This is a genomic window from Pseudanabaena sp. FACHB-2040, assembly GCF_014696715.1.
Taxonomy (GTDB): domain Bacteria; phylum Cyanobacteriota; class Cyanobacteriia; order Phormidesmidales; family Phormidesmidaceae; genus JACVSF01.
In genome coordinates, this window is the sequence record NZ_JACJQO010000010.1 from 179,486 (window position 1) to 204,082 (window position 24,597).

General features: G+C 50.3%; 22 protein-coding genes. 7 read left to right on the forward strand and 15 right to left on the reverse strand.

All coding sequences use genetic code 11. The features are described from left to right. Positions 1–11: 11 nt before the first annotated feature. From ntrB to H6G13_RS29165, 6 genes are all read right to left on the reverse strand, one after another. Positions 12–860, reverse strand: a complete 849-nt coding sequence (gene ntrB / locus H6G13_RS13505) for a nitrate ABC transporter permease (protein ID WP_190483734.1) — start codon at positions 858–860, stop codon at positions 12–14. A 74-nt stretch (positions 861–934) separates the two neighbouring features. Next, entirely contained in the window at positions 935–2,302 is a 1,368-nt protein-coding gene (locus H6G13_RS13510; protein WP_190483735.1) for an ABC transporter substrate-binding protein, read from the reverse strand. 504 nt (positions 2,303–2,806) lie between these two features. Next, positions 2,807–3,529, reverse strand: a complete 723-nt coding sequence (locus H6G13_RS13515) for a carbonic anhydrase (RefSeq protein WP_190483736.1) — start codon at positions 3,527–3,529, stop codon at positions 2,807–2,809. Between the two features lie 117 nt (positions 3,530–3,646). Beyond that, positions 3,647–3,958 carry a P-II family nitrogen regulator gene (locus tag H6G13_RS13520; RefSeq protein ID WP_190483737.1) on the reverse strand — a complete coding sequence of 104 codons (312 nt, stop codon included), beginning with the start codon at positions 3,956–3,958 and terminating at the stop codon, positions 3,647–3,649. Between the two features lie 4 nt (positions 3,959–3,962). Then, positions 3,963–4,931: a sodium-dependent bicarbonate transport family permease gene (locus tag H6G13_RS13525; RefSeq protein ID WP_190483738.1), complete on the reverse strand. Its 969-nt coding sequence runs from the start codon at positions 4,929–4,931 to the stop codon at positions 3,963–3,965. A gap of 379 nt (positions 4,932–5,310) precedes the next feature. Next, a complete protein-coding gene (locus tag H6G13_RS29165) occupies positions 5,311–5,703 on the reverse strand; it encodes a Mut7-C RNAse domain-containing protein (RefSeq protein WP_190483852.1) in 393 nt (130 codons plus the stop codon). Positions 5,704–6,094: 391 nt separating this feature from the next. Here H6G13_RS29165 and H6G13_RS29470 point away from each other — a divergent pair, with 391 nt between their 5' ends. From H6G13_RS29470 to H6G13_RS13540, 3 genes are all read left to right on the forward strand, one after another. Further along, entirely contained in the window at positions 6,095–6,337 is a 243-nt protein-coding gene (locus tag H6G13_RS29470) for a hypothetical protein (RefSeq protein WP_347277477.1), read from the forward strand. A 555-nt stretch (positions 6,338–6,892) separates the two neighbouring features. Continuing rightward, the gene (locus tag H6G13_RS13535) at positions 6,893–8,095 is read left to right on the forward strand and encodes a sodium-dependent bicarbonate transport family permease (RefSeq protein ID WP_190483739.1); all 1,203 of its coding nucleotides are present in this window, start codon (positions 6,893–6,895) and stop codon (positions 8,093–8,095) included. A gap of 84 nt (positions 8,096–8,179) precedes the next feature. Then, a complete protein-coding gene (locus H6G13_RS13540) occupies positions 8,180–8,512 on the forward strand; it encodes a hypothetical protein (protein WP_190483740.1) in 333 nt (110 codons plus the stop codon). A gap of 166 nt (positions 8,513–8,678) precedes the next feature. On the opposite strand, the gene H6G13_RS13545 is transcribed toward H6G13_RS13540, so the two are convergent. Then, entirely contained in the window at positions 8,679–9,872 is a 1,194-nt protein-coding gene (locus tag H6G13_RS13545; RefSeq protein ID WP_190483741.1) for a virulence factor, read from the reverse strand. Between the two features lie 230 nt (positions 9,873–10,102). On the opposite strand from H6G13_RS13545, the gene H6G13_RS13550 reads away from it, so the two are divergent. From H6G13_RS13550 to H6G13_RS13560, 3 genes are all read left to right on the forward strand, one after another. Further along, entirely contained in the window at positions 10,103–10,909 is an 807-nt protein-coding gene (locus H6G13_RS13550) for an aldo/keto reductase (RefSeq protein ID WP_190483742.1), read from the forward strand. A gap of 374 nt (positions 10,910–11,283) precedes the next feature. Next, on the forward strand, positions 11,284–12,852 hold the full coding sequence (locus H6G13_RS13555; protein ID WP_190483743.1) for a hypothetical protein: 1,569 nt from the start codon (positions 11,284–11,286) through the stop codon (positions 12,850–12,852). A 126-nt stretch (positions 12,853–12,978) separates the two neighbouring features. Beyond that, on the forward strand, positions 12,979–14,613 hold the full coding sequence (locus H6G13_RS13560; RefSeq protein ID WP_190483744.1) for a hypothetical protein: 1,635 nt from the start codon (positions 12,979–12,981) through the stop codon (positions 14,611–14,613). Positions 14,614–14,789: 176 nt separating this feature from the next. On the opposite strand, the gene H6G13_RS13565 is transcribed toward H6G13_RS13560, so the two are convergent. From H6G13_RS13565 to H6G13_RS13580, 4 genes are all read right to left on the reverse strand, one after another. Then, positions 14,790–15,200: a hypothetical protein gene (locus H6G13_RS13565; protein WP_190483745.1), complete on the reverse strand. Its 411-nt coding sequence runs from the start codon at positions 15,198–15,200 to the stop codon at positions 14,790–14,792. 581 nt (positions 15,201–15,781) lie between these two features. Further along, positions 15,782–16,666, reverse strand: coding sequence for an SAM-dependent methyltransferase (locus tag H6G13_RS13570; protein ID WP_190483746.1), 885 nt, complete (start codon positions 16,664–16,666; stop codon positions 15,782–15,784). A gap of 27 nt (positions 16,667–16,693) precedes the next feature. Next, positions 16,694–17,188: a hypothetical protein gene (locus H6G13_RS13575; RefSeq protein WP_190483747.1), complete on the reverse strand. Its 495-nt coding sequence runs from the start codon at positions 17,186–17,188 to the stop codon at positions 16,694–16,696. 250 nt (positions 17,189–17,438) lie between these two features. Beyond that, entirely contained in the window at positions 17,439–18,143 is a 705-nt protein-coding gene (locus tag H6G13_RS13580; protein ID WP_190483748.1) for a cytochrome b/b6 domain-containing protein, read from the reverse strand. A gap of 307 nt (positions 18,144–18,450) precedes the next feature. Here H6G13_RS13580 and H6G13_RS13585 point away from each other — a divergent pair, with 307 nt between their 5' ends. Then, on the forward strand, positions 18,451–19,179 hold the full coding sequence (locus tag H6G13_RS13585; RefSeq protein ID WP_190483749.1) for a hypothetical protein: 729 nt from the start codon (positions 18,451–18,453) through the stop codon (positions 19,177–19,179). Positions 19,180–19,449: 270 nt separating this feature from the next. On the opposite strand, the gene H6G13_RS13590 is transcribed toward H6G13_RS13585, so the two are convergent. From H6G13_RS13590 to H6G13_RS13605, 4 genes are all read right to left on the reverse strand, one after another. Continuing rightward, positions 19,450–19,764 carry a hypothetical protein gene (locus H6G13_RS13590; protein WP_190483750.1) on the reverse strand — a complete coding sequence of 105 codons (315 nt, stop codon included), beginning with the start codon at positions 19,762–19,764 and terminating at the stop codon, positions 19,450–19,452. 886 nt (positions 19,765–20,650) lie between these two features. Next, on the reverse strand, positions 20,651–20,977 hold the full coding sequence (locus H6G13_RS13595; RefSeq protein WP_190483751.1) for a hypothetical protein: 327 nt from the start codon (positions 20,975–20,977) through the stop codon (positions 20,651–20,653). 369 nt (positions 20,978–21,346) lie between these two features. After that, positions 21,347–22,306 (reverse strand): orange carotenoid-binding protein, encoded by a 960-nt coding sequence (locus tag H6G13_RS13600; RefSeq protein WP_190483752.1) that lies wholly within the window; start codon positions 22,304–22,306, stop codon positions 21,347–21,349. Between the two features lie 545 nt (positions 22,307–22,851). After that, complete coding sequence (locus tag H6G13_RS13605) at positions 22,852–24,432, reverse strand: hypothetical protein (RefSeq protein WP_190483753.1); 1,581 nt, start codon at positions 24,430–24,432, stop codon at positions 22,852–22,854. Positions 24,433–24,597 lie beyond the last annotated feature (165 nt).

The following is a 24,597-nucleotide window of genomic DNA, read 5'->3' on the forward strand; positions in this document are numbered from 1 at the left end:
GGTGTTTGCAATTACCGTTTCCCTTCAGGCAAAATCGCGCCCTGCAGCCAGGCCATAAATTTGTCGAGCAACAGTCCAATGACACCGATATAGACCACCGCCAAAATAACTTCGCTGACGTAGTTTTGCTGATAAGCATCCCAGATGAAGAAGCCAATGCCGACCACACCAGACATCACGATTTCAGCGGCAATAATGGCCAACCAGGCTAGACCAATGGCAATCCGAAGACCTGTGAAAATGTAGGGCAATGCAGAGGGAATCAAAATTTTGAAGAAGTACTTGCGAGGCGATATTTTCAGTACGCGAGCCACATTTTTGTAGTCTTCTGGAATTTGCTGCACGCCTACAGTTGTGTTGATTAGAATGGGCCAAACTGATGTAATGAAAATCACAAAGATCGCTGCCGTTTGCACATTTGGTAGCGCAATTAGCGTAATTGGTACCCACGCTAAGGGCGCAATCATTCGCAAAAACTGGAAGATGGGGTCGAGGGCTTTGTTGACTTTAGGCCGTGTGCCCACCAAAATCCCTAGACCAATGCCAACAATTGCGGCTGCGCTATAGCCGAGCGCTACCCGCTGCAAACTCGCCCAGGTTTGCCAAAACAGTCCTTTATCTAATCCGCCGCGATCCATAAAGGGATAAAGCAGCAGGATGCGGGTGTTCTCATCGGTCACTATGGCACTGGGCGGCGGCAGCTTTGTTATCCCCGTCATTGACAGCAGCTGCCAAATGATTAGAAAGCTAAGCACCCCGATGATGGGTAGCAGAATGTCTTGCGTATTCTTGGGCAGGCGAGATCGCAGCGGCCCTAAAAAACTAGCTCTAGTAGCCCGGCTTCTTGTATTCGCAACCATTGGAGAGTCCTCTAAACGCTGAAGGTAAAAAAACGCTGTCGGTCTGGATGAAAAACGCTGTCGGTTTGCTAGCTTTAAGCCCGCTTGATCTTCAGGCTTGCTAGGTAAGCTTCTGGGTTTTCAGGGTCAAAAGTGACGCCGTCAAAGAAGGTTTCAATGCCGCGAGAAGTGGAGGTAGGAATGTCTGCCGCCGCAAAGCCAGCTTCTTTCGCCGCCTCTAGCCACAGGTCTTCGCGGTTGACCCGATCTATCAGATTTCTGGCCATATCAAAGTCTTGGATAGCGCCATTGTGGAAGTTCCAGCGCATTGTCTCGGTTAAGAACCAGAGGTCATGGCTCTTGTAGGGATAGGAGACACTGCCGATATCGTCTTTCCAATACAGGGGGCCTGCCTTGAAGTCGTTGACTTCTGGCTTGCCGTCTCCCAGCGCGTATTTGCCCTCATAGGGCGCAGTCAGCACTTCGGACGGGACATTGAAGTAGTTGCGGCCTGAGCAAATCTGCACAAGTTCCTGCCGATTTGCCGGATCATCACACCATTGTTGGGCCTCCATAACGGCTTTTAGCAAAGCTTTGGTTGCTTTGGGGTTCTGGTCTACCCAATCGGCTCGAAGGGCCAGATATTCTTCGGGGTGAAACTTCCACATTTGGTGGGTCAGGATTGACATAAATCCAATATCGTCAGCCACGATGCGGTAGGGCCAAGGATCGCCGGTGCTAAAGGCATCCATCGTGCCAGTGCGCATGCCCTGCACCGTTTCTGCCGGGGGTACGGCGAGCAGGTCAATATCGCTGTCTGGATCAACGCCACTGGAGGCAAACCAGTAGCGAATCCAGAAATCTTGGTTCACGTTGGGGAAGGTATGGGCGGCCTTAAACTTACGGCCTTGATTGCGCTCAAATCCCTTGACATACTCTGGGTCATTAATCTTTAGACCCATTCCTTTCTGCCGATTCATGCCCGAAATGGCAATGCCGTTGCCCTGAGTATTAAGCTGGGCTAAGACGTACATGGGGACCTTATTGCCGTTGGTAATGATGCCCTCAGTGATGAGATGAGGCATTGGCATTTGCCACTGGCCTCCATCAATACCGCCGCCAGCAGATCCAATCACCACGTTATCCCGTGCGGAGGCCCAATTTGCCTGTTTTGAAACCTCCACTCCTGTCATGCCATACCTATCAAAAAATCCTTTTTCTTTGGCAATAACGAGAGGAGCAGATTCCACAATGGGAATGAATCCGAGCTTAATTGTTGTTACCTCGGGCGTTTCACCTGTACCGACATTAGCAGCAGGTAAAGCGGCTGAACCAACCGTAGCAGCTGTGGTAGCGGTAGTATCGGGTGGATTGCCCAAACAGCCCTTCAATAAAACAGCTCCAGAGGATGCAGCTGCTAGCTTTACAAAACGTCGGCGAGAGACATTTGAAAAATTGGACATAAGAGCTCCTAACAGCCTCCATGAAGGTTGCAAATCAAAGCGCAAAAGCTTAAAAGCTCTGTGCTTTCGGAAGAGAAATGAGCTTGCCTTACGGGCTCTAATGGCCCCCCAGACAAGCTCATTTTTCAATTAGCAATACCGAGTCCATTTCAGATCTAGAACTTCTGTTGAGGGAAAATTCCAGTTATGGCTTTGGACAAGGAATGAATCAAAAACTAGGAGTAAGATGCGTTAGCTGCATCTGTTTTTTAACTTGAAACCAAGTCTACAGGGTTTAAGCCTGGAGTAGTTGCTTTGAGAACCTGATCTTTTAGATAAAAAACCAATAATGGGTATAAGCAAACATTGATATATATCTGGGTTACATAGAAATAACATTGATATTAATCTATGTTAAAGCAGTATGTGCGTACTATTCCTAAAGATTTTATACGCTGCATAGGGCCAGGAAAGCAAATTTCCTGGCCCTATGCAGCGCTTATAGCGATCTGGTTCAGCTGATCCCTAGGCGATAATGACTACTCTGCCGGTATCCAGGTCGTATCGACCTCCTACGATTTTTAGGCTGCCAGACTGTAGCCGCTCGGTGAGCAGTTGCGATCGCATCAGCTCTTCAATCTGATACTGCACATTAGCAGACACAACATTGTCTATGACGTCCCCCGGCTGGTCTTTGACCCGTGTTACGGCGGGCAAAATGGCCTCCACAAACGTGCCAATGGCACCCGGCAGCGCTTTATTTTGGACAGCGGCGGTAACTGCGCCACATCGCTCATGCCCAAGCACCATCAGCAGTGGGGTGCCCAGCAGCACCACCGCGTATTCAATACTGCCAAGCGCTTCAGGCGTTGCGATGTTGCCCGCAATCCGCACATCAAAAATGTCGCCAATGCCCTGATCAAAAACAATCTCAGCCGGTACCCGTGAGTCAGCACAGCTCAACACAGTAGCAAATGGATACTGCGCTTGGGCCACCTCCCGCACCCGGTCTTCAGTTTGATCGGGATATTGGGGCTGGTGCTGCGCGAACCGCTGATTTCCTTCCACCAGTTTTTGTAGGGCGGCGTCGGGACTTAGGGCGGGGCGCGCGGCTGCAGATGATTCGGCTGCTTGAGCGGATTTAACCTGCCAGATCAGGTTGCTTGCCGTTGCTGTCAGCCCAAGAGCTCCGATTGATCCAAGCTTTAGCAGATCACGACGACCGATGAAACCATTTAGGTGACTCATGTTAGTTCCTGGCAGGAATTGAGCGATTAACTGAGAAATTAGAGGTGCAAAATAAAACCTATTAAAAGCGTTGAGCTTTAGTAAGGTCTAATTCATGAAGGTTTAGTTTGTGCTGGCTCACAGGGATGCAATGCATTTAACTGAGCGAATCTCCATGACATCGGAAATATAACAGGTTCCCCCAAACTTATTGAGCAAAGGTCGGACGTTTTCGGCAACAGTCTTGATCTGATCAGGCATGCAGAAAGCAATGATATAGACATTGTCAAGCATTGTCATGTCTAGATCTTCACTGCCTTCTCGCAATCCTTTACCCGCAACATTGCGAATGACGGCATGACCATGAACACCTGATTTATTTAAGCTATCTAAAATTTTGGCTAGCTCAAATGAATTGGCAATGATTTCTATTTTTTTAACAAGATGCATGGGATTACCTCCACAACAGGTTAATTCCGTATAGGTAGAGCGGAATGCCTACAATGATGTTGAACGGGAAAGTTACCGCTAAAGCCGTCGAAACGTACAGGCTGGGGTTTGCTTCAGGAACAGTCAACCGCATTGCTGCCGGAACAGCAATGTAAGAAGCACTGGCACACAGGACGGCAAACAGGAGAGCATTTCCTTGAGGCATGTTGATGAATCTAGCGATCAGCAACCCAATGCCTGCGTTTATTATAGGAATTAGGATGGAAAACGAGATGAGAAAAACACCGGTTTTTTGCAAGTCTTTAATTCTTCTGGCGGCAACAAGTCCCATGTCGAGCAGAAAGAAGGTTAGAACACCATAAAACAGTCCTTGCGTGAAGGGCTCTAAAACTTGCCAACCATGCTCTCCTGTCAACACGCCAATGATGAGGCTGCCAACGAGCAGAAAAACTGAACTGTTAAGAAATGCCTCTTTTAGCACTTCAGGCCAGGTAATCTCTCGCTTGCCATCAACCGTAAATAGATTAACTAAGAGCAAACCTACAATGATTGCTGGAGATTCCATCAAAGCCAATGCTGCTACCATGTAGCCATCAAAATCAATGCCAAGTTCAGTCAGAAAAGCACTGGCGGTAATAAAGGTAACGGCGCTGATGGAGCCGTAGGTTGCTGCGATCGCAGCTGCATCATAAGTGTCAAGCCTCAATCTAAGAATAAAAAAGGTGTATAGCGGGACAAAACAAGCCATCAGCATTGCTGCAAGAAGCGTTAGCACGACTTCTTGAGTCACCCCGCTCTTAATCAGCTCTACGCCGCCCTTAAACCCAATTGCAAGTAGCAGGTAAAGCGAAAAGAGTTTGGGGATAGGTGCGGGAATTTCTAGGTCAGATTTGACGATGACAGCCGTCATTCCCAGGAAGAAAAAGAGGATAGGTGGGTTTAGGATATTGGATATGATTAAGCTGGCATCCATGTCTATCTCTCCTGAGGACGATAAAGCAGAAAGTTCGGAAAACTTTGCACTGTGAAAAATTGATGTAACGGCTGAACCATCATGTATCGTGTCCTGTCACCTTATGTCAATGAGATGATGAATTGCCATAGAAATTGTTAGATTAACGCTGAAAATCCGATTCTCGATGCGAAGGGGATGCGCTGATAGGCAAGGTTCACGGCGCGCTAACCTGACGGTTCTGACACTAGCTATATCGTTACCCGGTCTAGCAATTGCTGAATGCGACTGTAGGGGGCTCCCTTCCAATAAACTTGACCGCAGCCTTAGCACACAGCAAAGTCACTGTAGTGAAGACGGGTGATCGTAGGCAGTCGATCGGCTACCTGCGCTTTGTCTACTAGGGCGATCCGTCCGTTACAGCGAGGGTAGCGTTCCAGCGAGCCACTGCATCCTGCAGGCTGAACCGCTCTAGCACCGCTCTAGCCTGCTGCTTTGGGTGATGCGGTCGCACAACGTACCTGTAGGTGACAACACTGCATTTCAATAGGCCCTGGTCTTGAGCCAGCAGGATCCGCTGCTCCTCGCTCGATATCTGGGCAAGCTCAGTATCGTGGTAATGGTTGTGATGAAGCGCATCGAACCCCAGCAGCCGGAGATAGGTAGCGCATATATAGGTACTGGGTAAGGCCTGTAAATTATCAAAGAAGGTCTTGCGGGGGCAGGTGCGATCGCAGCAGGCTGTACTTTTAGTCGAGCAATTCCAGTACGGTATGTCCGCCAGAATGAGAATTGCTGGGGTTTTGAGTTAGAACGTGCGCGTGTGCAGTACCTCCGTCTCACAGATGTAGGCGATGCCCGGCTGATCGTCAAAAAACTTGCACTGGTGCGGTATAGCCAAGCAGGTTCAATCTATAAGTTTCGATTATCAAAAGATTCAATAAGTTTGAGGCAATATTTTGTAGAAAATGCTGCTTATTAACCAGGCATTGCATAAACTTAAGAATATGGTATTCGCTTGAAGCATAGATTTAAATCTATAAGCTCAGCGAAAGCAGCTTAAAGACACAACCACTGTTCTGAAGCCGCTACATACATCACACAGGTGGATTTTCGGCAGGTCTTCCGTTCGATACAGGCTGTTGCCTGTAGGCGATATACACAATCAGCATGGAGTGAAAACCATGAACAGGTTTGAATCGAGACAGTCGCAGCCAAAGTTGGATACGGATGAGGGGTGGGTCGTGCAGGTGTATGGCAGTAATCGCCGCTTGCTCTGTGTTTTAGAGCCCTCCCATGGTTGGGTCTTCTTGATCGGTTGCAGTGTTGGTTTACTGCTTTCAGTAATTTGGATTAACGTCGCTCGCTACAGTCCCCCCTTAGAGCCGACCCCACCTAGAGAGTCACCTGCATTGCAAGTGGATTGATACGGCCCATCGTAGGGGCAGGTATTTTCCTTGAAACGTCGTATATTTGGCCTCAAGGCGATCATGGTGCGACCCATCACAGAGACGGGGCGACTAAGCCAACATCTGCAAGGGTTTCGGATGGGTCGATCTAGCGAAAAGAGGAAATGACAGCCATTTGGCTCTTTGGTAAAGGGCAGGTCGCATTGGGGAAACTCTGCGATCGCAATTTACATTGACCAGAAATATGCAAGTCTTCTGAAATAAAAGGAAAACTTATGATTTGAATTTGACATTATTTAGCAGATCCGTATAAAGCGATCGCAAATTTGTGCGGTTTTCGGTATAGACTTAAGCACATAAAGATTCAGAACTTAATAGATAAGGGTCTATGAAGGGTCTGCGGGACAACTATCACCTTCCAGCCCCATTCAGAGAGTGCCAATCTCTGAACACCCTGTCGACAGGTTCTCGTGTAACACCTGTGCTGTAGGGGTGAAGCACTTCACCCCTACTCCTTAAAGCTCACTCATCACAGTAATCACCCCTCGTTAGAGGGGGCGGAAGGAGGTCTTAGTGGATTTCTTGTCAGAATTCTTAACGAATTTTGGGGCTCAGTTGCAGTCCCCGACCCTTGGCTTTTTGATTGGCGGTATCGTTATTGCTGCCCTCGGTAGCGAACTGCAAATTCCCGATGCGATCTATAAGTTCATCGTTTTCATGCTGCTCATCAAAGTCGGCCTGACCGGCGGCATGGCAATTCGCAATGCTAGTCTGGCGGAGATGCTGCTGCCTGCGCTGTTCGCCGTGATAACGGGGATCGTGATTGTGCTCATCGCGCGTCACACGTTTGCCAAACTGCCGGGTATCAGAGTTGTGGATGCCGTTGCGACCGGGGGCTTGTTCGGTGCCGTGAGTGGCTCTACCATGGTCGCCGGCATAACGGTACTGGAAGGGCAAGGCATCGAATACGAGGCCTGGGCCGGCGCACTCTATCCCTTCATGGACATCCCGGCGCTCGTGACTGCGATCGTCGTAGCCAGCATTTATACCAACAAGCAGAAGCGCGACAAGTATCTCAAAAACGAGAAGTATCTCAGAAATGAAGATTATGTCGGCATGCAGCCGGTTGCCGCAGGCGGGGCTCCAATCGACCACCCAGTTGCCAGCGGGACTCCAATCGACCAGCGCAGCGGTAGTGCAAGCGGATATTCCGGCGAGTCAGGTGGTTCCGCAGGCGGGTATTCCAGTGGGCCGGGCGGTTCTCCAAGTGGGCGAGTCAAGATCTGGCCCATCGTGAAGGAAAGCATCCAGGGATCTGCCCTATCGGCACTGCTGCTCGGTCTTGCCCTAGGCATCCTAACCCGGCCGGAAAGTGTCTACGAGAGCTTCTACGATCCCCTCTTCCGCGGCCTGCTTTCGATCCTGATGCTGATCATGGGTATGGAGGCTTGGGCAAGACTCAACGAGCTGCGCAAGGTGGCTCAGTGGTACGCCCTATATGCCTTTGTGGCACCATTCCTGCATGGGTTTGTCGCCTTCGGTCTCGGCATGATTGCCCACTATGTAACGGGTTTCAGCGCTGGCGGTGTCGCGCTCCTGGCCGTCATTGCCGCCTCTAGTTCAGACATTTCAGGGCCGCCCACGCTACGAGCTGGTATCCCGACAGCCAATCCCTCTGCCTACATCGGCGCGTCCACAGCCATCGGCACGCCGGTTGCGATTGCATTGTGCATACCGCTCTTCGTCGGGCTCGCCCAGGCTCTGATAGGCAGCTAATCCCAAACGACTCCGGTCTGCCGGTGCGCTCCTGGCCCGGCGACCAAGTGGTTAAATGAATACATGTGTAGGGAGGTAATCAATATGTCCAAGCCAGCTAAAAAGCTCGTTATCATCACAGAGAAATTGCTGCTGAAAAGGGTCGCCCAGATCATCGACGAAGCCGGAGCTACCGGTTATACGGTGTTGGAAACTGGCGGTAAAGGTAGTCGCAGCGTGCGCTCGTCGGGACAACCCAGCGTTTCTGACACCACCTCGAATATAAAGTTCGAGGTGCTCACCGAAAATCAGGATATGGCCCTGAAGATTTCGGATAGGGTCGCATTGGAGTTTTTCGACAATTATGCGGGCATCGCCTATATCTGTGATGCGGAGGTATTGTACGCGCACAAGTTCTGTGGCCCAGGCGGCTGTTGAATCGAGATGACGCAGACCAAAAAGCCGGGGCATGCCCCGGCTTTTTGGGTTTGATCAGCTGGGTTTTGACAGCAATTCTCATTTTGGCAAGAAGCTGCTCAAGCACTGAGAATCCCGATATAGCAATGTCATTTGAAAGACCGAAGAGAGCTAGCAATTCTCATTTCTACAGGACGGGCTGATTGCTCCCAGTTCCCTGGGTGAGCCTCATCCACATAGGCAGCTGGGTGTCGCCCCCACCCTCAATCCGCTCTAGCGCTGCCATCATCTCGACCCGGACATCAAACTCAGCTTCCTGTTCTGCTGCCCGCCGCAACGGCTCAACTGCAGTTTGGTCGCCCAGCTCATTCAAGAACCGGGCAGCTCGCCAACGCACTAGCTTAGAAGCATCAGCCAGAGTCTCGATCAAGGTGGGCATGGCGCTAGGATTGCCCAGGTCGCTCAGGGCATCTCCTGCCGTTCGGCGCACAATGGCTGAGGAATCTTGCCGGACAACCCGGCACAGAGGCTCTACCGCAGCTTCTAGATTGCTGGCCCCCAGTAGCGCTGCAGCCCAACGACGAATCGTACTTTTCTCATCGTCAAGCAGTGCCTTAACGGCTGGGAAAGTTTCGGGAGTAACTTCTAGCTGTTGGAGTGCCTTGAGTCGATGCTTCCAGTCAAGGTGGCTCAACTGGGCAACTAGAGCCTGCTGCTGGGCCGTATGGTCAACGGGCTGTGCGTCTGATTGGTGGGCAGCAGCGGCTTCAATCTGGGCCAGTTCCTCGGCATCAATCAGGCTATCGATTTCATCGGCCACTAGCTGGGCCACCTCATCGGGAGCACCCGCCGGAGCCTGGTAGGGTTCCCAACGTCGCTCAGCTACATAGTCAGCGGCTGTAGCGCTGATGGCCCGCTGTAGCGCCTGACTAAAGCGCTCGGGCAGAGAAACTCGGGCCTGCTGCCCATCTGCTGCTGTAACCCGCACCTGCACCGGAATGCCTCGAAACGTCTGTACGGCCACCTCTAGCTGGCCCAAGTTTGAGGCAGGTGTGCTCTGATTGTTCTCGGCTGCCTGGGCAGGCTGCGATACCTGCGCCAGTAGCTTGGAATCGGCATTATCGGCGACCCCAATGACATTGGCGGCTTTCGCTAAAATGGGCTGCCAGTCTGAGTTTCCTTTGCGAGTCAGGGTAATAAAATCTTTGATGAGAAAGACGGACTGCACTCCCTCAATTGCCAGTAGTCGCTGAGCCACCTCAGGCGCATCGGGCGAGTTGCTGCCTTTCTGCAGAGTCAACGCTTTAGGGCTAATGGTTCCGTCTAGATTGAGCTTGATACAGTTGGGGCTAGGAGTGGTTTCGATGGAGAGCAGTTGCATGGCCTTGGCTAGTATCTAGGGTGGGTAGGCGGTCTGGCTGGATTGATGGGTGGTTATAAAGCTTTGCTTCTAGAGCAGGAATCGAAAGACAAATCAGCTGGGTGAAGGGCTACAGCATACAGCTTTGATCCTAACGATGTTTTGGCATAGGCTGCTGATGGAGCGTTGGGCAGTTTTTCACGCTGTCGCCCTCCGATTAAGTCTTCGCTGGCTGCTGGAGAGCACACCGCATGGATCTAACGACTATTCAAGGCCAACCAGCCAGCCGGTTAGGCCTGGCTGGGCAAAAGCGGATGGAGCCGGGCTGTGTAGATCTGGCCTGGCAGGCTGGCATTAATTACTTCTTCTCCTACGGCTTGGGTAAGGGGCCGCTGGTGGAAGAATTGCGATCGCACCTGCAAGTCCACCGAGATCACGTCATGGTCGCTACGGGAACTGAGAGCCGCAGCTTGAGTGAGACAGAGCGCCATTTTGATCAGGCGCGGCAGAAGTTGGCGGTTGACAGCCTTGATGTGTTTTTCCTGGAATACGTCTCGCCTACAGACGACTGGCATGAGCTCAGAGCCTTACTGGATCGGCTTTATGACTGGAAAGCCGCAGGGCAAATCCGCTACGTGGGCATCTCAACGCACAACCGACCCATTGCCCTACGGATTATTCAAGAAGGCCTGTGTGACGTGCTGATGCATCGCTATAACATGGCGCATCGGGGAGCAGAAGCCGCTGTTTTGCCAGCTGCAGAGGCTGCCGGAATGCCTGTGATAACCTTCACCAGTACCCGCTGGGGAACGCTCCTCAAGGGGCATCCCAGCTGGCCCCACTCACCTCCCTCAGCTGCTGACTGTTACCGCTTTTGCTTAAGCCAGCCTGCCGTTCGGCTAGCGCTAACGTCTCCCCAGACCCACGAACAGCTTCGGGCCAATCTGGCAGCACTTACGACTCCAGTAATGACTCAAGAGGAGCAAACTTACTGGCAAGCCTATGGGGACTTGATCTATGGGCAGGGCAACGATGCCTATGAGACAAGTTGGCCCTGATGAAGATGTTCGAAGACTCTTCGTCAGCACGTTTGCTGAGCAGAGGTCCCCCTAATTTTCTTCGGAAAAGGGAGTAGAAAGCTCTCGTTTCGAGCAAGGGGAAGCAAGTAGCTAAGATGGAGCGCAAACTAATTCTTTTTTCGCCAAATTTAGTTTTGTATCTAACTTTACTAGATTACCCACAAGGGGCATGGCAATAGAGAGAAGGCTTTTCATACTTAAAGACATACCTGATAGCAACAGCCACACTTTGTCTCTGAATTAGCAACATTAAACTAGCTCACTTTAACTTGATGGGTGAAGCTTTTTTGATTTGAGATAGAGTCACAAATTGCTGCTAAAAGGCTACTATCCTAAACCAGGAGAAACCTGTTATGTCTTTTGAACAGCCCAGTGCTCTAGCTAACTCGATCATGGCAAGTTTGTACGATGTCCTTACGAGCGGCGATAATAACGTGCCCGCTTCTGAGGATAATTTCTTTAGCTGGAGCGCCCCAGGAATACCCATTCAAGCCGAAGACTTTGACTTTCTAAGCCAAGGGCTAACCGGTGTTGTCAATAAAGATGCGCTTAATAACCTCACTACCGAAACAGAAACCCCAGAACTGACTCCAGAACTGCTTGATCAGCTGCGAGCTACCGACACGGCTCGGCTATATATGCAGGCTGAAAGTTTTGCTAGATTGGTTGATTTTGTCCCTGATTTGGCTAAGCTTGACAACCAGCAATATACTCGTCTGAGCGTGATGAACAATGAGGGAACTCTCTCAGAACGCTATGAATATATTTTGCGCATGAGCCAAGTCATGCAGTCTGAACTCCCTGAAGATATCAAACAAAAAATCGAGCGTTTTCGCGGCCTGTTAAACGTTACTCGAACAGAGACCGATCTATTGGGTAGAGAGCGTGAGGTCACAGAAGATGGCCCTATCGTCAAGCTTTACCAGGAGAAAATGGCTGCCTACGAATCTGCTGCGCTGGAGTATAACAACCGGCGCATCGCGGCCCTAGCAGCTAGCAGGCCCGAAGATGTGCACTACTGGGCAATGAACGCCAGTATTTTGCGGAACCGGGTCAAGGCGGCTTTAGGCGATTGGGTTTCTAATGGCTACAAAAATGACTACGAAGCCATTAACGCCTTTATTGATCAGGTCATGCAGCGAGACATGTCTCTGCTCAAAGCCCAGTATCAAGACGATCTGGTTAAGGCGAAGCTCACTAGTCTGGCCTCGGGCAGCGATTTTTACTTTACCTCTGTGGTACCGGGTAACTTTACTCGGGCCTCTGGGTGGACGGAGTTTAGCTTTAACTCGGTGCGCCACAACCGATATAAAAACTCTCAGTATGCCTCGCGGGCCTCTTCTACCCGAGGTGGGGGTGGGTTTAGTCTAGGATTTCTCTCCGTTGGTGGCAGAGGTGGGGCTAGCAACTCCAGCACATCCTATGAATCGAAGGTAAGCTTCGACACCAGCCGGTTCCGGCTGTCTTTCAAAATCGCTCAGGTTTTAGTGGCCCGTCCCTGGCTCAAAACTGCGTATTTGAACAGCAAAACCTGGCGCTTTGACCAAAACAACCCCGAAGCCAAATCTCAAATGGTGAGCGATGGCGGCAACCCGGCCAAAGGCCTGATTCCTGCCTATCCCACGGCTATGGTGGTGATTAAGGATCTAGTGCTATCCCTGGGCCAGAGCAGCGGCTTCTCGGAATATCTCTCGGAGTATGAACGGTCATCCGCTAGCGGCGGCGGCGTGCTGTCTTTTGGGCCCTTTAATTTGGGTGGCTCTCACACTCGGGCGACCAGCCTGGGTGAGACTACTTCAACCCAGGGCTACAGCTTTGATGGCCAAACCATGCGAGTGCCGGGTATGCAGGTGATTGGCTTTAAGTGCCATGTGTTGCCCAAGTCTCCTAATCCGCTGCCCGATATCGAAAAGTGGATTTAGGCCACTGAGTCAAAAACATAGGTTTCTAAATTAGATCCCCTCAGCTTCCCCTGTTGCAGCTCAATTTTACCCCTCAGCAGGGGGTGAGGGGGTTTCTGCGATGGTCCCTTGATCGAGGATTTTACGATGGATGCTATTGCCCAACTGGCCTTAATGCACAAAGCCCAAAAAGTCTTTGGGAGCGACAGTACATTTCTCAGCTTCCCGGTAACGCCGCTGCAATATACCCAGGCAGAGCTGAGTTTTGTTCAAGATCTTAACGTGCCGCGTTTGAAGGAGTTTTCTCTGCTGGTCAACCTCATTCCGACGGGAGACGCCTGGCAACCGACAGAGGCAGAGTATCTCTGGGATGTTTATGGCGATGTTTTAGGCGGGCACGACACTGAATTGGCCCAGTCAACCCGTAGCCCTCAGGAGGAAGCCCAGTACCAGGCTGCGGTGCAGTTTTTAAACAGCAAGCGGGATGATGGCTGGCTTGAACCTAGCCCTGCTCTCAGGCTGTATAGCCAGTTTCGCGATCAGTGGTTTGTGCTGCAGGAACGCTACGCTACTGCTAAGTTAACGGGTGAAACCGCTACGAACCTTGAGATTAAGACCCATTGGCAAACGCTGGAAGAGCCTCAGCTGCGCCAGCAAATCAGTGACCTGGAGACGCGATGGGTGAATGAGGGCTTTAAACAGGAGGTTGAACAGGCTCAGCAGGTGAGGAACCGCTTAGGGGGAAAAAACCCCAACAAGACCTGGGGCGAATGGAATGAGAAATTTAACCCCGATATCAATGCCCTTACGGATGTGGATAATGTCCAGTTTTATCCCAGCAGTTTTTCTCCCATTAATGCTTTGGAGTCCGGATCTTGGCAGCCGTTTACCTTAGCTAAGGATGAAGTTGAGGCGATGGTGAGGGCGGCCCCGGCGGAGTTGCGATCGCGACTAGCCGCCGACCGCCAAGACTCAGATATTGCCTCCATCTCTTTGGAGTTTAGCTCTGCTGCCATTTTGCGTACCTGGCTCGACTCTGACCTGTTCAAAGCCCGGTTCTGGCGCTTTTCCGATGGCTCAAAGCAGCTTTCTGATGGTAAGATGCCCGCCTCTGGGCGCTGCCCCGCCTACGTTACTGCCGTTGTTTTTGCCCGCAATATCACTATTAAGCGAGCTACCCCCCCGGCCAACTCAGGAACACCCCAAGGGCCAGGCAGGGTGCTTCCCAACAAGTTACCCCTCACAGCTGAAAGGTTAGAGTTCTCCAAGGCTGTACAAGTCCTCAAGGTTCGGCCCAACCCGCAGGTGGTTAGCACAAAACCCCTGACTCATCAGCTAGGGCAGCCTGCCCTGGGCCAGCCAGCACCCGCAGTCAGGCAAAATTTTCAGGTAGCCTCGATTAAGCCCAATTTGACTCAAGTGAATTTTGTGCAGGCTGCCCCTGCTAGCTCCTTCAAAACTGCCCAAATTAGCGCTTTGCAGGGGATAAACATATCCAAGCCGCTCCGGGTGAACCCTAACCCACCAATAGCTATCAACCAACTCGCTACGCCAACGGCTCAGATCTTGCAACAGGAAGCTACGTCTAAAGCCTTTCGGCGTCTTCAACAGGAGGCGATTTTCCGCCCCACCCTGCCCCAGGCTCCAGACTCTAGCCAAACCCCAGATGCCTCGGTTAAACCCTCTGAAACCACTACAGCACCGGATCAGATTTACGTTCTCGCGTTTATTTGTAAGGCTCTACCGCCTAGCCCTAACCCTGATCTGACTTTGCCTTGGTGAGAGGCTAAATAATAATGGCGGCCAGTCTGGTTAAGATAGCACCGTCGGCACAGTAAGGACTATGAACGGCATCTTGAGATAGGCGAGGCTTTGCTCTAGGTAATATGGGTAGGGACTATTCCTGCCCTAGACACCGGCTTTTGCACACCGAGGCTGTATCAGAGCGTACAGGGCATTTAAACCTTCTCCTTATCAAAGAAGATCTTTACGCTGAGATTTTCGGACAGATAAGCCAGCAGGGCATAGATAAATATGCTGATTGCAATCATCTCAAGGAACTCCTCTAGGGTTGTGAACGCACCATATAGAGGCGTGGCGGCGTTGGCGCTCTCCCAAAGTAGGCCGTTGATCATTTCTACCCCGATTGCGCCCGAAATGTACATTCCGGAGGCCAGGAGAAACAGACGGCGCGATCGCAAAGATAAATCGAGCAAAAATCTCAGATAGAAAAACGCCAAAATGCCCAGAAATCCAATCATGGGCAAGACCCAGCTAAAGTAAAATATGCCGCCAAGATCAAAGGCGGCCCGCAGGGGTTCAATCAGTTTTTCGTGGAGACTGATAGCCTCATCTAGAGACAGACCCATGAAAATAATGGATAAAAATGTCCAATGATGTTTGTAAGGATCGTCGCTTTTATTTTTGATTAGGGCAATGAGGGCCAAAAGCACTGCGCAAATCAGCAAGAGTCCCGAGGAATACCAAGCGGGAATATTTTGCTCAGAATCTATATCAAATAGCTGGTAGCCGGCCGGATAATCCCCGAGCAGATGCCTTACTAGCTTCATTCCAGAGCTTGCCAGCGTCAGCCCTAAAATAAAGGAGAAAATCAGTCTGAAAATTCTCCTAGGGGAAAGTATCAGTTCCATAGAGTTCACCTAAGCTCCTACAAATGGGGCTATCTGCAACAAAGACTTATTAACCTAAAGTTAATCTTGTTTTAATAGAAGGTTAACACCGCAGGTTGCCTTTGTAGCTCTTAGCCGCTTGAGAGGGGCCTCGATTCATTTCTCTATGAAGCATTTATGAATTGCCTGATTGCCCCCGATGCTTGAAGGAGTTGTGAGCTAAACCTTGTCTAGGTTGAGACTCGTAGTTCTTCTTTTGGCACCAGAAGAAGGGAACTTTTTTCAATCAGGCGAACTGAAGGGAGTAAAGCGATCGCAATTCACTCACGCTTCCTAGCACTCACCAGCCAAACGCCACGTTTGTCTTGGTTCCCGCCGACTTCAGCCTCAATTGGCAAGGATCTGGGATATCTGTCGTGAGTGCTCCCAATGTCTTGGGGTTGGCTAATCTCAGCGCTCCAGCCGTAGTCTGCTAGCAGATGGTTTGGGTCGTCATGGCCAAACTCCCAGTGGCGCACTACTCGGCCTCGATCTGCTTTTTGGGCGCGTTGGGCAGCGGCAATTGAGCCAACGGTGACGCCATCCATCCCCAGTACACTGCCAGCCGAGCTTAGTAGAGACAGTCGTTTGAGAAGGGCATGGGCTGATGGCTCGGGTAGGTACATTACCACCCCTTCGAGCAGCCAAATTGTTGGGTTAGTGGACTGAAAACCTTGATCTAGTAGAGCCTTAACCCAGCTTGCCTGAGCATCAGTCAGGTCGCCAGGGATGAGGTGATGCTGACAGGTTGGAGCGTGGTTTTGAAGAGCATGTACTTTGTAGTTCAAAACTTCTGGGTGATCTACCTCGTACACGTGAGTTGCTAGGGGCCAACCAAACCGAAACGCTCTGGTATCGAGTCCTGCTCCCAGGATGACTATTTGTGAGTTGTCTGTTTCACTAAGGGCAGACCGCAAAAGATCGTCAAAGAAGCGAGTGCGGATAGCGATGTAGCGAGTGCGTTTGACAATCACATCTTCTAAGGGCCGATCCTGCCTGCGTGCGACTTCTCGCCATTTGACCAGCAGGTTCTCTACCTCGTCGCCTGCCAGTAGAGCCGCATAGGGGTCTTCAAACAGTCGGCCTGGGTGAGATTGCTCAATGGCTCGCTTCGCCGCTACGATGCGAGCGGTATAAGAAATAGGGTCGGAAGCGGCAGACGACACAGGATAATGCCCTGAACGGATGAGTGGTTAGGCTGCGATCGCAATCGCGCCCACAGTAGGAAGCGGGTGCCCTTCTCGAACAAATTGCTCCACTAGCGCCCGCTCACGGTGATATTCAGCGTTTTGCTGTATCTGCTCTAGTCCATCTCGAATTAAACCCAACACCTCAGGGAATTGCAGCATGGCTTCAATGACTTCTTTCCCATAGTGCTGGCGAACGAGATCGTTCATGTAGCCAGGAGAAACCAGGTAGCCGACGATTTGGTAGGGCTCTAGGTAGCTCTGAGACACGCCTTGGGCGGCCATCCACACAGCCGCTTGTTTCCAGGTAGCGTGTCGCCGCAGGTCGCCAAAGCGTTTACGAATTTCGTTTTTGAAGGCGGTGTTGGTGATGGGCAGTTGTTCGGCCCTGATTGGGGGAAGGCCGATGGAATCTGGAGCAGGGTTATAAACTCCTCGCTCAATGCAGATGACTTCCCAGTTTTGGTAGGCGTCTTGCCTGAGTTGCTTGAGTGTCAGCATGGTTTTCCCGGTTCACGGAAAGGGTCGCTTGGTGCGAGTCAACTTTTTCCGGCTTGCCTTGATTATAGGCTTGTGCCTTCGGGCAGCAGCTTTATGAATTGCGTAAAGAGCTGCTCCAACTGCGCGGGGGCTTTGAGTGCTCAGCGGCTGAAATTCCTTTAAGGCAGTGCATTCAGAACATTGCCGTAGGCGAAGCCGCGCCTCTGGCGTTATGTACTCTCCGCTAATGCACTCTGCTAATAAATGGCAGCTACTTAAACAGTGGAATAATCCAGGCAGCAACCAGACTGATTAAGATAGCCACTTCCAAAAAAACTAGCGTACGCGAAGATTGAAACCAGTTTGACCAAGCGCCTTGCTGAACGCTCAACCACCACTGAGCGAGATGGGCAGACCAATAAGTAGGACTATCTTTATCACGAAATTGCCGGTTGAGCATGGATAGCAATAATGGAGCGCCGCCAACTTTGGCATTTATCAACAGGTGAAGTGCGATCGCAATCACCATAATCAACCATGAAATTAAATGGGCATAGTACCAAGCATGATTTAATTCCCCTTTTGGCAACCAGGTTTCATCCATCATCTTGCCGCTAAATAGCGCAAACGTTAGGGCAAGGAGGACAGCCGTGTTGGTAAAACGGTTTAGCGTGTACCACCAAATAGGTTTGTTGACCTGAGTTAATTTAGTAAACGAATCGGGTTGAATCAGCCGCTTTTGCCCTCTGTGAAATGCGTAGATCACAAACGCGGGAAATATCAGTAAGGTATACAATCCAAAAGTTCCATGTATCCCTTCAATGTCTTTATAGGAGGGCAGTGGAATTCTTCCCCAGCGCCCATCATAGGTATCGTAGGTCCAGAAAGCTGTTAGGATTGCAGCCACTAGAAACAGACCAGTAAGCCCGTGTAAGATGCGAAGAAGTAGTGGCTGATAAGGTTGAGCCAGTTTCATAGACGGCAACCAGTAGCGAGTTGCTTAAACAGTAGCCTTGCACTAAAAAAGTATCAGAATCAGCTAAGGAGTTCAATCGTATTGAGGACGCTGAGCAATTCTCCTGAGATGGCTGGGTTCTGCGCCTGTCAGCACTCCAACTCATCGAGGCCAGGCCCTCGCTAGGCCCTCGCTAGAACGGTGAAAACTGCGTAAAGGGCTAACCGAATGCGGCTAGCTAGGTATTGCTCTTTATCTTGCTTGCTCAATTCGCTCACTTATGAGAGAATTTCGAGCTTTAACTGCATTTTTGCAACTGGAGGCTGTTGTGAAGACTATTCCCACCGTTGATGACATCTTTGAGTTGGCCCATCAAATTGGGGTGCCTCTGCCGGACTGGTTTCGAGCAGGCAATAATTGGGCCACCACGCTCCACGAGCTCTCCCACTGGGCCGTTAAACCAGACAGCTACATTCAGCGCTACTTGGATAAGGTGCAGCCTTATGCTCCCTCCGTGCCGCTCAACTCGGTGCCTGATGCCGATGAAGTCATGCGTTGGCAAACCGGGCCTACCGTGCGCTGGTTTGATGGTTCAGAGCAACAGCTATCGCCTAACTACATCTGGGTGTATGAGCTAGATCCTACCCCTAATGAATTTGGGGCCAGAGCTTGGGGGCTGCAGGTGATTGAAAAGATGGGATGGTGCCATCCGTTGGAGTGCCCAGAACTGAATACTTCTCTTAAGGAAGAGTTTGGCTACCCACAGTTTGATGCCAGTCTGCTTTCTGGCGATTCTCATCCGATTAGCCTCTATGGCCCAGAACAGCTGCAGTTTATGGGTATTGACATCGCCAACGGCATCTTTCGGCCTCAGGTCGATGTGGATTGCGATGGCCAGTGGATTCGAGTGTATCGGGAGGGGGCTGTTGTCTGGGAAATAGACGTATTGGCAGGACTAGAGGTATTAGCCTGGGAAACCCCTAGGGTTATCTCTCAGTTTGACAAGCCTATCTTGCTAGAAGAACTGCTGGCCTTGGCAGAGAAGCATCAACCCTGAATCTGTTTTCTTTAAGTACACGTGGGCCGCGTGGGATGCAGTATTGACGAGTCGTGTCGTTCTGCCTTTCTCTGCTGTAATCCCTCAGCTGTGTATCAGACAGGCTGATCGAGTAGCTTATGAGCTGGGGGATGGTGGGGGATGGGTTGCGATCGCAACCCATCCCTCAAACCATCCTGCCTGCTAGTGCCTAAAAAAGCCCTGCCGTTGGGCAGGGCAAGGCGTATATGTTTTGACTAGTAAGAAGTACTGCCGAGTGAAGTACCCGATTTAGCTATTAGTCGCTCCCCGAGCGATCTGGTTAAGGATAGAGTTAACGTTGCTGATAAACTTAGCATCTTGAAGGGCGCTCTCTGGCAAGCGACCACCGGCAACGGCCGCTTCAACTACGGATTGACCTGTGACTTCACGAGATAAGACGCCTTGGACAAGGCTGCTGTAGCCGTTAATGCCCTGAGTTCTGAGCTGACCTTGATAGGCCAGATTTGATACTTGAGTCGCATTTAGAGTTTCTGCGGCATTAGCTGGAAGGGCTAGGCCAACCAAGAGAAGTAAAGAAATGCCGCCTAGGATTGAGTTTTTCATAAATTTAGTCCTTGTTTAGGCCGTAAGCTTTGTCGCTTACAGGACATAGAATTGCAAGCCAATCTGAGAACGCGTTGATGTTCAGATGAGTGGAGAGTAAAACTTAGCTGAGAATTGCCGAAGGTGTGAGCAGGTCAGTCCCCAGCCGTCTTTAGAACAAACGCAACCCCCACTGTCTCGACGGTGGGGGTTGCAAAATAAGGTACACCTGTCCTGACTCTATATGCGTAACCGAGAAGCGGCATCCCATTTGCCTACTGCGTTGGAAAGCTAGAGGCCTTCACGGCATAGCCTTTACTGCCAAGCAGATTCTTCACAATGTCATAACCATAACGTCTGGAACTGTGGCGGTCAAAACCAGTCATAGAAAAGTAACTACATCTATTTCTATGCCCATTTAAGCGGTGGCTGATCTGCCTTTGTGGGAATTTTAGAAAGGTAGTGGTAGTTAGAGAGTCATTGAGTTCCCTTGCAGCTAAAGCTGCAAGGGATTTCCCTTTACTAATTTCCGTATTAGTAAAGGTTGGCTAGGTTTGCGATCGCACTAAAAATATGCATTAACGTAGGCTTCATAAAGCCAGAGATAAGGCTTTGCATAGCGATCTGAAATCTCTAAAATTTTATAATATGGCGCTGCCATTGCGAACGAAGCACTAATGTAGTCATGATCGAAGTGGCAGAGTAATGGCGAACGCAGTACTTAATGTCTTATCAAACAGCTTTCAAACCTGGCTGTTACGTGGCTATAAATCTGCCAGCACAAAGGGCAGGGACGCCATTGTGTTGGCGTCCCTAATTAGCGGCTACTGATCGTCTTAAATGTTCGCATGATTAGCCCTTTAGCAATTAGCGTAGGAAGTACAAAAGAGCTAGGCTGACCTGATTTTCACATATGGGTAAGAGCCGCCACTTTAGTCAGTTTATCGGCCTCTAGCCCATCTAACTCGCTGAGATGTAGCCACCCCTCTTTGACCAATCTAGCAAAGGTAAAGATAAGAACTGAATAGCTATAGTCGTACTTGCCGTCTATGTCATGTCGCCTAGCACTTAAAAAATCGTGCAAACGCCAAATTTCATCAAGCTCTGAAATCCTACCTGCTCTTTCATGAACTTCTTCTATCAAAGCTTTGATCTCACGTTCATAAGCTTTATCGAAAGCGGCTTGAGCTGCTTTTTTCTCTGTCTGAGACCATTGAACGTCACTTGCTTGCATACTAAAGCCGGAATCTATATTGAGCTGGGCACGATTGTCATATGTAACATTATAATAAGTTCTGTCTCATAATTTTATAACTTAACCTGATATTTCGCGATTTTTGGAATTGTCAACTCACAAGAATGAGGGATAGTTTCACTTGTTTATTGCTTTTCTTATGCCAACTCTCTAAATAGCCGCTACTCATCCACTCTCTCACCCTCTTATCTGCAGCACTTTTTTCTGGAATTGGTATTAGAAGTTAGCTGCTTACTCCTTAAGGCGGCAGGAGGAGAAGGCTCAAAGCAATAGGCGTCCTCCCTAAGAGAGAACGCCTATTGCTAGATCGAGCAATCGCTTTTATCTAGCGTTTACTCATCTATTAATTTAGCGGGCAAGATTTAACAGTTCTTTGGGAGATGCCAGCAAATCAATAGCAACAAAGAAAATTTTATCGTTAGGGCTAAGCAAGAATCTCCAGGCCATATTCATGCCCACACCTGCACCAAACCAAGGAGTTTGCACTTTGCCGGTGACTTTTATCTGGGTATAACCATCGGCAGCGGGTTCAGCAATTCCCTTCTCGGGGATGAGCTTCAGATTTTGGCACTCTTCTCTGAAAAACCGAAGCACAGATTCTTTGCCGACGATGGGTCTTTGGAAGGGGGGTTGGAGAGCGCCATCTGGCTCGAACATCTCAATTAGCGCATCAAAGTCATTCGCATTGAGATTGTTCATGTAGCTCAAGATAATTGGATTATCTACACCATCAATGGTGACTTGAGTTCGTTGATCAATCTCTGCAGGAACAACAACGGGTTCAGAAATCTTGGTGTAGGTTCCTAACTTGCTTGAGTCAAACCCCAAGTCAACCACGGTATTTCGTAGAACCGTAATTTGCTGACCTGGCTCTAAACCTCTGATGGTTTGCAAGACAGCTGCAGCATTGGCTGAGAGCTTGTAAGCGGCTGGAATAGGAGCTACTAGGCCCTGATCCATCCATTGCCCAAGCTGATACCAGAAGCCTAGTTTGATGTTGGCAGACCAAGTCGCATAGGTTCGCCCGATGGGTGTATCGGCGTGGTTTGTGAGGTCACACATGACCTGCGACTGCTCTTGAAACGACATTTGTCGAATCTGATTTAAGGTTGTTTCAGCAAACTGCATACTAGCTGCTCCTGGAGCAGCAATAGTAATCGTTTTACCCATTTCAAGGTAAGCAAACCAAATTAATGCAAGCTGATCTTCAGCACTCAGTTGGTTAAAGCGGGCGATAGTGGCAGGCACTACATCGGCAGCTAACGTGCTAGGAAAAATTCCACGTGCAGAATCGACTGTAAATGACATATTGCGGATCTACCTGTGAAATTTTTAGTTCAGCAGAAGGTGGAAATCGAAAGCTTCTAGAGAGGAAAACTGAACTCTTTACACCTCCACAATAACACGAACACAAAATTTTACAAAAATTAACAAGTTTGTTTTGCTAAGGGGAACCTGAAGCTGCAGGAAGTGAAAACCCTGGCAGGATAACGCTCCCCTGCAACAGCGGTAAGTGATTTAAACTCAGCGCTAGCAGTTTGCGGCAGTTCTATGCAATTGCAAAAAGATTGTTAGAGCGAAATCCTAGAGTATGTATTGAAGCTTTTCAATATCTTGGAATAGTGATGTAGGCTCAAGACTTTTAAGACAGTAATAACTTAGTAAGTAGCCTAAATTAAACATGCTTGTTGCTGCAAACAAAGCGAAGCAGCCTCAGGGATTGCTTCGCTTTGCTCGCAATGAATATTTCTGGCTACCTATCAGCAACCGCAGGCAAAAGGACACGATCCTGGCAGGCCGAATTGTCTGTGAGGGTTATCCACTTTAGTGCTGACCAGTAATTTGGGGTAGGGTTAAGCGGGCTGCAAAAAAGCGGCTGCTTCCACAGCAGTGGTAAAAATAGTGCTGCCTACCTGGAATTGCTCCATGTTTAGGATGGTTTGGCTCCAGCCCACTGGCTTACCAGCCACTTCTACAGCGCCAGTAATCTGCAAACCCTTATTGCCTTGGGCCATGATGGTCATGGTGGCTGCATCAAAGAAATCTAGGAAGATTAGGTCTTTGCCCGCGCCACCGTCTATAGTGCCGTCGCCCCTGCCAGTGTTAAAGACATCGTTGCCTTTGCCTCCATAGATCAGCGCATCATCAAGGGCCAGGGTGGTACCGCTGATAGTAATCACATCATTACCATCGCCGCCGTTGACCTTTGACTGGGACACTCCATAGCCCAGCAAAAAGCTATCCCCAACCTGAGCCGAAATTCTAATCAAGTCATCTCCTCGACCGCCGTCAACCTGGGACTTGCTCACCCCAGAGGCTGTGCCGAGAATGGGGTTGCTTGACTTTGCGATCGCAGTAATGGCAATAACATCGTTGCCATCGCCGCCCCGCACGGTTGACTCGTTCACGGCAGTACTGCCGAGCCCAAGGCTCCCAAACGCAGAGCTAGAGATGGTAATAGTATCGTTGCCTTCGCCCATATCGATCGAGCCTCGGGAGAGGCCGATGCCTGATCCTCCGTTGCCACCACTACCGGTGCCAGAAATAGTGACCCGGTCGTTACCGCTACCGCCACTCACAGAGCCGCCATCAACTCCGGTACCGTTGGCTCCCCTGCCACTACCAAAGCCTGAAATGGTGATGACATCGTTGCCGCTGCCGCCGCTGACAGTCCCCCCCTGCAGGCCAAAACCATTGCCGCTAAAAACACCCCGGCTGTCCCCTAAAATGCGAATAGTGTCATTACCCCGACCTCCCTCGATAGAGGCTGCATAGACCCCTACGCTGGAGGCAGTATTGACGCCAGTGCTGATGCTCTTAACGGCAAGGGTGTCATTGCCGTTGCCGCCACTGACTTGGCCTCCATAAACCCCATAGACTTGGCCTGCTAGGCTGCCATTACCAGTGCTGCTAACGGTGATAGTATCGTTGCCGTTTTCTCCAAAGATTGCAGCCTTGTAGGTTCCATAACTTTCGGGCTGCTCTCCGCCTGCCACGCTGGTAATTTTTATGGCATCTCTGCCGTTACCGCCGAAAACCGAGGCTTGGTAAAGCCCATAGCTTTTAGCTAAGTTGGGGCTGGTTGCCTCGGCAAAAATAGAGAACGTATCGATCCCTGATCCGCCGCGAAGGGAGGCCCAGCGTACCCCATAGGCGAGGGCTTGCTCTGCCCCAGTGGCGTTGGCCTTAACTGTGAATACGTCATTGCCAGAACCCGCATCTAGCGAGCTGGACTTTATACCATCTGCCTTAGCGCTGCCCTCACTGGAGACTACAGTGGCCGTGCCTTTGATGGTGTCGTCACCACTAAAGGTAACAATCGAGGCGTTGACGATCGCGGCTTCAGCCAGGTCTGTTAAACCAGAAAGCTCGACTATACCGGACAACAAATCTGCTCGGGGAGTTCCCTCTTGTCTTCCTGTTAGCTGGCTCATAATCAACTCCCCTTCCCAAAAATCGGTAGAACTACTTGAACCCTGTGAACCTTAGTCATAACGCTAGATATCGAGAATGCCTATGCCCATTGCGATCGCAACACAAAACGTTATTGCTGTTGCATGGAGACGTTTCGGGCTGGAGTGAGCGGGCCAACCACTCCT